Annotated in this window: 7 protein-coding genes; 2 read left to right on the top strand and 5 right to left on the bottom strand. The window is 60.4% G+C overall.

The features are described from left to right. From ACRQHG_RS06685 to ACRQHG_RS06665, 5 genes are all read right to left on the bottom strand, one after another. Nucleotides 1–458 (bottom strand): hypothetical protein (locus tag ACRQHG_RS06685; protein ID WP_435706338.1); only part of this gene is annotated, 458 nt, incomplete at its 3' end. Nucleotides 459–642: 184 nt separating this feature from the next. Then, nucleotides 643–3714: a VaFE repeat-containing surface-anchored protein gene (locus ACRQHG_RS06680; protein ID WP_435706339.1), complete on the bottom strand. Its 3072-nt coding sequence runs from the start codon at nt 3712–3714 to the stop codon at nt 643–645. 106 nt (nt 3715–3820) lie between these two features. Beyond that, complete coding sequence (locus ACRQHG_RS06675) at nt 3821–4837, bottom strand: hypothetical protein (RefSeq protein ID WP_284905859.1); 1017 nt, start codon at nt 4835–4837, stop codon at nt 3821–3823. 69 nt (nt 4838–4906) lie between these two features. Next, a complete protein-coding gene (locus ACRQHG_RS06670; RefSeq protein ID WP_284905860.1) occupies nt 4907–6415 on the bottom strand; it encodes a hypothetical protein in 1509 nt (502 codons plus the stop codon). After that, nucleotides 6408–6875 carry a hypothetical protein gene (locus ACRQHG_RS06665; RefSeq protein WP_274733711.1) on the bottom strand — a complete coding sequence of 156 codons (468 nt, stop codon included), beginning with the start codon at nt 6873–6875 and terminating at the stop codon, nt 6408–6410. Before ACRQHG_RS06665 ends, ACRQHG_RS06670 begins: the two co-directional genes overlap by 8 nt. A gap of 303 nt (nt 6876–7178) precedes the next feature. Between ACRQHG_RS06665 and ACRQHG_RS06660 the strand changes: the two genes are divergently transcribed. Both ACRQHG_RS06660 and ACRQHG_RS06655 read left to right on the top strand, forming a co-directional pair. Continuing rightward, complete coding sequence (locus ACRQHG_RS06660; protein WP_284905862.1) at nt 7179–7496, top strand: hypothetical protein; 318 nt, start codon at nt 7179–7181, stop codon at nt 7494–7496. A gap of 152 nt (nt 7497–7648) precedes the next feature. Beyond that, nucleotides 7649–8305, top strand: a complete 657-nt coding sequence (locus ACRQHG_RS06655) for a DUF6037 family protein (RefSeq protein ID WP_284905864.1) — start codon at nt 7649–7651, stop codon at nt 8303–8305. The last annotated feature ends 28 nt before the right edge of the window (nt 8306–8333 follow it).

Genomic DNA, 8333 nt, shown 5'->3' with positions numbered 1-8333 from the left:
CCAGCAGTGCCAGCAGTGCCAGCAGTGCCAGCAGTGCCAGCAGTGCCAGCAGTGCCAGCAGTGCCAGCAGTGCCAGCAGTGCCAGCCATTCCAGCCATGCCAGTACCGCTAGCGGTAGTGGTGAGTGTTGTCGAAATAATCCGCAGACCGCGCTCTAACTCACCGGCCGCCGAGACCGGCCTGGTGGCATCGTCTAAATACGCGCGAGGAGCAAGAACACTAAAAGCAGTGCCGGTGGTGGATTCTTGCGCCGAAATAAGACCCGCATCAACAAGCTCGGTAAGCACTGTGTTAAAGGTTTTTTCGCTCAGGCCCGCGCGTGCCTGTAAATCCGTAGGCGTCAGGATACATACCCCGGCCGGATCAGCAAACAACGCGACGACGCCGAGGAGCGCGAGGGAGTTTGCGCTGATGCGTCCGCCTTGCTCAAGTGCCCACACGCCAAGCCGCTCACCCATCAGCGCCACCTCCTCACGGACATATCGGGGTAATAAAAAGGAAAGAAAAAGATAAGGAAAAGAAAGGGAAGAGAAATGGCCACCCCGCCGAGAGTGGATGGGGGAGGTGTGGTGTGCCCGCACCCACACCTAGAGTGCGGGCACACCACTATCACTTACCTACTGATGTAGGTGGATTTTTTGGTTAGTTGTTACGACGACGCAGCGCAGCCACGCCAACGCCGATAAACCCAAGCGCTAGGACACCGCCGCCGAGGACGCTTGCTCCGGTGCGGGTTAGCCGCCGCTTCGCCTTGTCGTTATCCCCATCGCCTGGAATCTCCACCGACACGGTCTGCTCGGAGTCCTTGAGATCGTGGTGAACCGAAACGGTCTTGCCGTCTTGGGTCACGGTCTCGAACACGACGACTTTCTTGCCGGCGAGCTTGCTCGCATCGAAAGTGATATCGATGCTCGCGCAGTCATTCGCGGCCGCCGGAATAAACTTGCGTGTAACTGTTACGGGCTTGCCCGAAGCGTCGAGCAAGGCGTCGCCGTTATCTAGCATCAACGCGGTCGTGATTTCATACTCGGTACCCGGCACGAGAGTGCCGGCGACATCGCACACCCGGTCGGTGATTACGGCGTTAGGCACCGGCGCGATGGTCTTGTCACCATCGCTCTTATCGGTTGCAGTCGTCTGGAGCTTCGAGAACACAACGGTCTGGTTCTCGTCGTTGATGTCCGTATGTACGGCGATTTCACGACCGTCTTGCGTGAGCTTCTCGAAAGCCACGGTCTGCTTACCCGCAAACAGCGAACCATCCACCACGAAAGTCACCGTGGCGGTACCGTTCGGAGTCTCCGGCACAAAAGTAGCCTGCGATGTCACCTTGTCGCCATTCGCGTCCACGAGCGCTTCGCCGGTCGCCTTATCCATCAACGTACCCTCGAGCTGGTATTCCTTACCAGGCGTCAGGTTCTGATAAGAGACCGTATCGACAAGCTCCACCTTGTCGGTATTCGGCGCCACGTGCGTGTTCTCATGCGTCAAAGTGGTGTGAATCGACGGCTCAGGGGTGATGGTGAACTGCTCACGCGTGTCCTCAACGCTCGTCGTGAGCGGTTGGACGCGATCATCACCAGCAAACGACGAAACGAAAACATAGGTGCCCGGCAGATTTTTACCGTTAGCGTCTTGCTTCACCAACCACGAGGTCTCACCGATAGACGGGTAGAACCCGTTCTTCGCCGGAATCGTGACTGTCTCGCCGATCTTTTCCGCCTGGCTCCGGTTTGCTTCTGTCACGGCGAGACCGTGCGGGAAGAACAACACCTCATGCTCAATCACCTGAGCATCGGCCTTGAAACCCATCCCGCCTTGGAAGTCAGGATGGTTCTTCGGAAGGCCCGTCACGAAAACATCATCCACGAGATACGTGCCGCTCTTGGTGTCGCGAATCGAGAGCGTCGAGTCGATCTGTGCGGGGTAACGCACCGACGTGGTCTCGTCCGGCAGGCCAAACTGGTCGGCCCATCCGGCCTTAATCCACTTCGCGGAATCCGCGGGCTGGTCTTCAGCCTTGACTTCCCAAACCCACGTCACGAACCCGGCCTTTACTGTGGGCTGCGAGAGCGTGGCCTTGATCTGGCCCGGCCCATTAGCTACGACGGTGACAGACTCAATCAGCTCCGCCGACGCCGGAACCGTGGCCACAGTGGCGGGCAGTTCGGTCGGGGAAACATAGTAAGCGGAAGCACGGTAGGTCACCGGCACGTACGTGCCCTCGTCAAATGATGTGCCAGGAGCAACGATGCGTGTCCATTCACCATCCCGGTAGGCCGGGTCGGCCTTGGCATCGAACGTGTCAGAGAGAACAGTGCCCTTGTCGATTACTTTCGCGGTGTCCACGTTCGAGATGCCCAGGGGACGGAAGTCGAAATTCTCCGATGTCGTTTCTGCTTCCAGGCCGTACGAATCCGCCCAGTTCTGGTGAACATACTGCGAGTTATTGCCTTGCTTGGCCTTATCAACCGACCAAACCCAGCTCACGTAGCCGCGCTTGGGTGTGGTGAGCTTCGCTTCGAGTTTCTGGCCCTCGCCCGTCGCGGTCACGTCCACGCTGCCGAGGACTTCGGCGTCTGCCGGGATGGTGGTGCTGGTTGCGGGCTTTTCACGGCCCGCCCAATACGCGGTCGCGGTATACATCACCGGCACGGGAGCGCCGTTGACTTGCGTCCACTGCCCATCACCATAAGACTTGTCCACGCTCGTGGTGAGAGTGTCGGTGATCGAACCGTCGAGGTTGATCTCCTGGCTGGTGGCTTGGCTGGTTCCGGTGGGTTGGAAATCAAAAATCACACGCCACGACGGTCCCGGAACCGTAACCGTCTCCGGGTCAGAAGCGAGATCACGATTACCAGTAGTGATCATGTCTTGAATCGACCCATCCGAACCGTACTTTGTCAGAGTCCGCCGACCGGAAGTTGCTGCTTGCATCGAATAGGACACATCACCGTTTCCCGTGGCAGTCCACTTCAGGGTGATCGGTTCCGCAGCCGAAGTCCCTGCCCAGGAGCTCGTGCCAGTAGCGTCAAAGACGGCAGGGCCGGAAAGTTGCAAAGAAACTGGAACGCCCGCGACTGGAACTCCGTTGCCATTCGTGACGACGATTCCGTGAATATTACCGGTGCGTTGGCCATCGCCTTCCACCTGGCCACCTTCGTAGCCGACGGCTGCACTGTTACGGGCCTCGGAAACGTACTGTAATGCGCGCGCCCAGACATCGGGCTGTTGGGTTTGCGTAGCTCCGGCGATTTCATGAGCCACCGCCGGAGTGTTCTCGAAGTTCGAATGCATCAGCAGACCCAGGGCAGCCAAATTCACGTTATCTGTCGTGTTGCCCTGGTATTTATTCAAAAGCCAGGCTGCCTGCGGCGTCGTCAAAGCCAGTTCTGGCACATGCTGTGCGGAATCCGTCAGGGTCGCAATCGAAGTCAAATCGTTCGGGCCCGGGTCGGCTTTCTTGCCATCAATGCACCATTGAGGGGATGCATCAATAGCTGTCCCGCCAATCTGCGGAGTCTGATTAATGTGCGGGCCAAGCCGCAACGCACCCGACGCATTAATACCGACGAGATCGATACCGCGCCCGACCGTTGAGTCATAAGCCGCCATGGCGCTACCGCCAAGCAAACTTGAAATTATCAGAGTAAATGCCGCAAGGAGCGCGGCGAGAGTCCGGCCACCTGGCCGGGCGTGTGTGGTCGCTGCCATAATAGGAAACGAGTCCTTTCATTGAGTCGAATGTTGGAGCATTACGAAAAATTGAGGGGATTCCGGCTCGGTGCTTGCGCCAACAAGCACCGAGCCACCTTTACTTTTACGGACAGGGGACAAACCACGAGTTGCCGTTGGTATCACCCTCGCTGCAAACAGGGGGGCCGTCCATCGTCCAGCCGCTGTCTACCCATCCGCCGCCGTTGTCTGCGGGAGCCGGATCAGGTGCAGGAGCGGCCGGCTCGGGTGCGGGTGCCTCATACGAACTATCTGACCACGACGAGCCGCTTTCCGTTGCGGAATATCCCGAATCCGAATACCCGCCCGCATCTTCCGAACCACCGCCGGACGATACCGCCGGCGCGGGAACCGCCGCCGGAGTTTGTGCGGCCGCCACCTTGTTGTTCAAAGCATCAACACGGGCTTGGAGAGCTGCTGTCTTTTCCTTGAGGACGGACAACCGCGCGCTCCCCTCGGAAGCCGCGAAGCTCTTGCAATCCGCAGCTAACCCATCAGCCTCGCCGGCAAGACTTTCGACACCGCGGGCGGTGGTCGTGGCAGCCTCGCAGGACGCCGCGAAACTCGCCGCATCGCCACTCAAGTACGCCGACGTGGCAGCCTCGAACTGTTCGTTGAGCTTGCCGGTCGCATCCTTGATCTGGGCCGCCTGCGCCTCAAAATCCTTCGCCGTAGCCCGCAAAGCCTCGGCCTGGGAACGCGCTGAATCAGCGTCCAGATCCTTAGCGTCTGCCGCCTTGAAAGGCTCAGCAAGCCCGGCGCGTGCAGCTTCCACAGCCTGTGCCAAAGCCTGGCAGTCCGCGGGCGCGCCACCATCAGCCACGCATTGCTCGGTCGTGAACCCGATACCGTCAACGGCTGTCTGCAGCGCGGCGCGGGCTTGCTCGTTGAGCGTCACGGCCTCCGAATAGGCCGCCCGGGCCTCGTCGGTGCCACCTGAGCGCCCTGCCAGGTAAACACCAGTACCGGCCACGATCGCCGCAGCGATAGCCACGCTCGGCCACAGCCACACACGCCTACCACGCGCCCGGCCCTGCTCGGTAGTGACCTCGTCGCCGGCAACAGCAACAGCGCCGTCGGGTGTGGTTGTTTGCTCGCTCATGGCTTGCCCTCCTTTTCGCTAAAAACTTTCAAAAACTTGCGGGTTGTTTTTCTTCAGCCTAACCCGGCGCTAGGTCTCGCCAGAACCCCTACACCGCACCACACCGGCCTCACCCGGCGGCCCGGTCGAGGCCGGCTGCGGGGCCGGCGGGTGCGGGCGGGAAACCCTTGCCCGCAGCCCCTCAGGCATCGCGCAAACCTCACCCGGATCAGGCCTGGTATCCACCACCACGGCAGTGCGCGGACGTGGTGGCCTGGGCGGGCTGGCCAGCGCGATATCGCGGATGCGATGTGCGATGACACCACCAGGATTGCGCGTAGCACCAAGCGCGTTACCCGCGAGCTGGGCACGTATCTCCGCGCGCTGCCAGCCCGAATCAAGCGCAACTTGGAGATCCCGGGCAACCGCGACGAAGCGCGCGGGTGCCAGGAAACGCACCAGGTCACGTGGCACGCATTCACCAATCAGGCTAGCTGCCCATGCCTGCCGCGAGCCTTGCGTCTGCGCAGTGCTTGATGTCGGCCAGCTGCCAGGCGGCGCGCTAGCCTGCCCGGCATCCGGCCGCCCCGAACCCCCCGGCGCTGGCTCACGCCGGGCTTGATCTTCGACGGCTGGGACAGGCTCACGGCGAACCGGAGTTACCGCGGCCGGCGCGGGGTGCTCAACCTGGGAATCCACCACACCAACCATGCCAGAAGCTTCCGATAAAAATTCGGGCTGCGTTGGTTGGTTGGTTAATTCCGAACGTAGTGAGGAATTGTTGGATATATCTTTAGATATATGCGCCTGGGCTGACCGTGCTCCGGTCCACCGTGCTCCGGTAATCCCCGCACGGTGAGACCCTGTGGATAACTCGCTATCTGTTTCAACTACCGCGGAATCTCGCGGTTCCCACCGTGCCGAGGTTTTCCAGGCACGGTGAAAATCCGCCCCGCCTTTGTCGCCTGGGTCACTCCCGGAATTTGTAACTGTCCGACAGTTCGAAGCGGGCGTTTCACAGTTATCCACAGGCTCGGCGGTGGATATTCCGGGGGTATCCACAAGATCGACACCCGCTGTGGCGACCGGAATAGCCTCGCCCGCGCCTTCCATGAGGACGGAAGACACTGCCGGCATGGGCGCCATGGAAGGCGCCGGTGCCTCATCGAGGCGCATCTCATCTTCCATGCCGAACTCACCAGCCGGGGCACTGCGCGTGAACTCGCTGGGGTGGCTCGGACACGCCACTACCTGGCGGGCCGTGATCGCCCCGCTTTCCATCCGCCCCTGGATTTCACAAAGCGCCTCACCCACGCTTACTGGGGTGTCGAACATGACGACCAGTTCACGGATCTGCCCGCTAGCGCGGGTGCGGAAACGGAACCGATAATGCTCCGCTTCCAGGAGTGCCAAAGCTTTCCTGGCGCGGTGTTCGCCCATATCCCGGCCCATGAGATCGCGATAACCCACCGGAGCATTCGGCGGTAACGAGAGCGACACGGTCGCCAACGCCAATGCGTCATACGTGAGCGCGCGGTTGAAGATCATGGAGTTCGGTAGCGCCGTAGCACCCCGCCGCACCGCAAAATACTCACCCATGACACACCCCCAGATCACTACCAGCAACCACAGGCGTATTTGTGCCGGGCGTGTGTGCGGCGGCCAGGCTAGCCCGCAACTCACCAACATCCACGCCCACTACTGATAAGCATTCGGTGACAAACGGGCGGATTTTCACCGGCAAACACCGAAACGCCGACAGCGGCACCGCTGGACGCTCGAACACCTGCGTGAGCAACCCGTGGCCCTCAGGCACGCGCCTCTCCCAGCGATAAACCAGCCCATAACGTTCAAGCTCGCTTATCGCGCGGGTAACCCGGTCGCGCCCAAAACCACGCCCAACCAAAGCATTCACGGTGCGTTCGCTGTTTTTAGGCATGGCCAGCAATACCACCCACACACTAAGCGCCTCATAAGAAAGATCAGGGTCAAGAACCACCTCGCGCTCAAGAAGAACCGGATAAGAACGAACCGAGAAAAACAGTCCCGTGTCGGTCATGCTGCCACCTCCTTGCGGCGCACTGGGCGCGGGCCGCCATTAGGCTGGGCCGGCCGGCGCGAACCCAATGTGCCCGCACCGACCCTGCCCATGCCCGCCCGCCGCCATGGAGACCGCGGCGAGCCACACCACCACCGGTGGCGCCTCCCTTTCTTCACCAAAACACGAGACGGAACACACGCCCGCACGTTGTGCGTGCAAAGCGCACTAGTTAAGCAGAGGGAAACAAAAACGCAGACCGTTTCCCTCCGAGTGCGAGCAATCCCGCCCGTGCTCCCCTTGTAACATCCGAAAGGAAAGACTATGGAAATCATTTTCCTGTTTGTCAGCGCTGTTAGTAACGCCATGTCCGCCTGGGCAGGCACCCTCACCCTGTGGGGATACGGACCAAAACCCGCCACACCGACCACATCGCAGACGCCACCCATATCGGAGACATCACGCGTGCCGGACATGCCAATCACGCCAGGCGTATACAGTCCTGGGATGGTTATCAACGCCGAGCGCGTTATCATCACGGGCGACTCGGTATTCATCACCAACAACCCGAAGGCAGGCCCGACGCCATCCACCCGGGACAGCGACCAAAGTGACGGTGACACCCGAGAAACGGCCGCGTAGCCAACCCGGCTGAGGAATATAGGGTCGGCTGGCTCTCTAGGAGTACCAAGGGCCAGTCGACCCGCGCGCCAATGGGAAGCGCGCACTACCCTAACCATCTCGCGCATAATAGAAGCAGCAAACCAACTATCAGCGTCGATGGAAGGGAAGACATGATTAGACTCGAAGGCCTGAGCCACGCATGGAAGAAGCACAAGGCTCATGGCGTTTACCGGATCCTTTTCACGTTCACCACGAACCTGGAAGAAGACGGAACCTACCGGCCCTACACTTTCGACTGCCTGTTCGTAGGAGCGCCCCAGCCCCCTTACAAGCTCCTCATCGCCACCCACAAAACACCAATCCCCTGGTGTCACATCTACGAGGTAGAAGAAATCGCGAAGGGAGTTCTGGCAACGGAGACCTACCTGGGAGATGACTACGGGCCACTTCTGCAAGCCTTGGGAATCGGCGGCCACGGCGGAACCGTAAAACTCCCTATCGGAAACATTGTCAAGGCCGCCAGTAACGCCGCAGCACGGCAAAACGTCCGCGAATGGGTACCCCCGCAAAACATTCCACCCTCGCTGCGCCGCAACGTTGAAGAATCCGAGAAAATCTACTTCTACGGATGGCTCGACCACCAAACCGAAAACGCCGGCCGCCATGTCACCGCAGCGAACCTGGACAAAACCGCACGTCTCCTCGGCCTGGACATTGCTCGTTTTTGCAAGACCAACAACATTAGTAGCAGATGGACAGACCGCCCCAGCCCCGCCAGCCGTGAAGCAAACAAACAAAGGCCGCTGCCTCCGGGCTGGTCGCGTTAGCCGGCAAAGCGGCCGCGTCGCAATAGTT

It is taken from the genome of Actinotignum vesiculae (assembly GCF_051267215.1).
Classification (GTDB): Bacteria; Actinomycetota; Actinomycetes; order Actinomycetales; family Actinomycetaceae; genus Actinotignum; species Actinotignum schaalii.
This window is presented reverse-complemented; position numbering and strand designations above follow the sequence as displayed.

Bases quoted from the DNA above. Each gene is read 5' to 3' on its own strand.
- ACRQHG_RS06680 (WP_435706339.1), bottom strand. From the start codon at position 3,714: ATGGCAGCGACCACACACGCCCGGCCAGGTGGCCGGACTCTCGCCGCG.
- ACRQHG_RS06675 (WP_284905859.1), bottom strand. From the start codon at position 4,837: ATGAGCGAGCAAACAACCACACCCGACGGCGCTGTTGCTGTTGCCGGC.
- ACRQHG_RS06670 (WP_284905860.1), bottom strand. From the start codon at position 6,415: ATGGGTGAGTATTTTGCGGTGCGGCGGGGTGCTACGGCGCTACCGAAC.
- ACRQHG_RS06665 (WP_274733711.1), bottom strand. From the start codon at position 6,875: ATGACCGACACGGGACTGTTTTTCTCGGTTCGTTCTTATCCGGTTCTT.
- ACRQHG_RS06660 (WP_284905862.1), top strand. From the start codon at position 7,179: ATGGAAATCATTTTCCTGTTTGTCAGCGCTGTTAGTAACGCCATGTCC.
- ACRQHG_RS06655 (WP_284905864.1), top strand. From the start codon at position 7,649: ATGATTAGACTCGAAGGCCTGAGCCACGCATGGAAGAAGCACAAGGCT.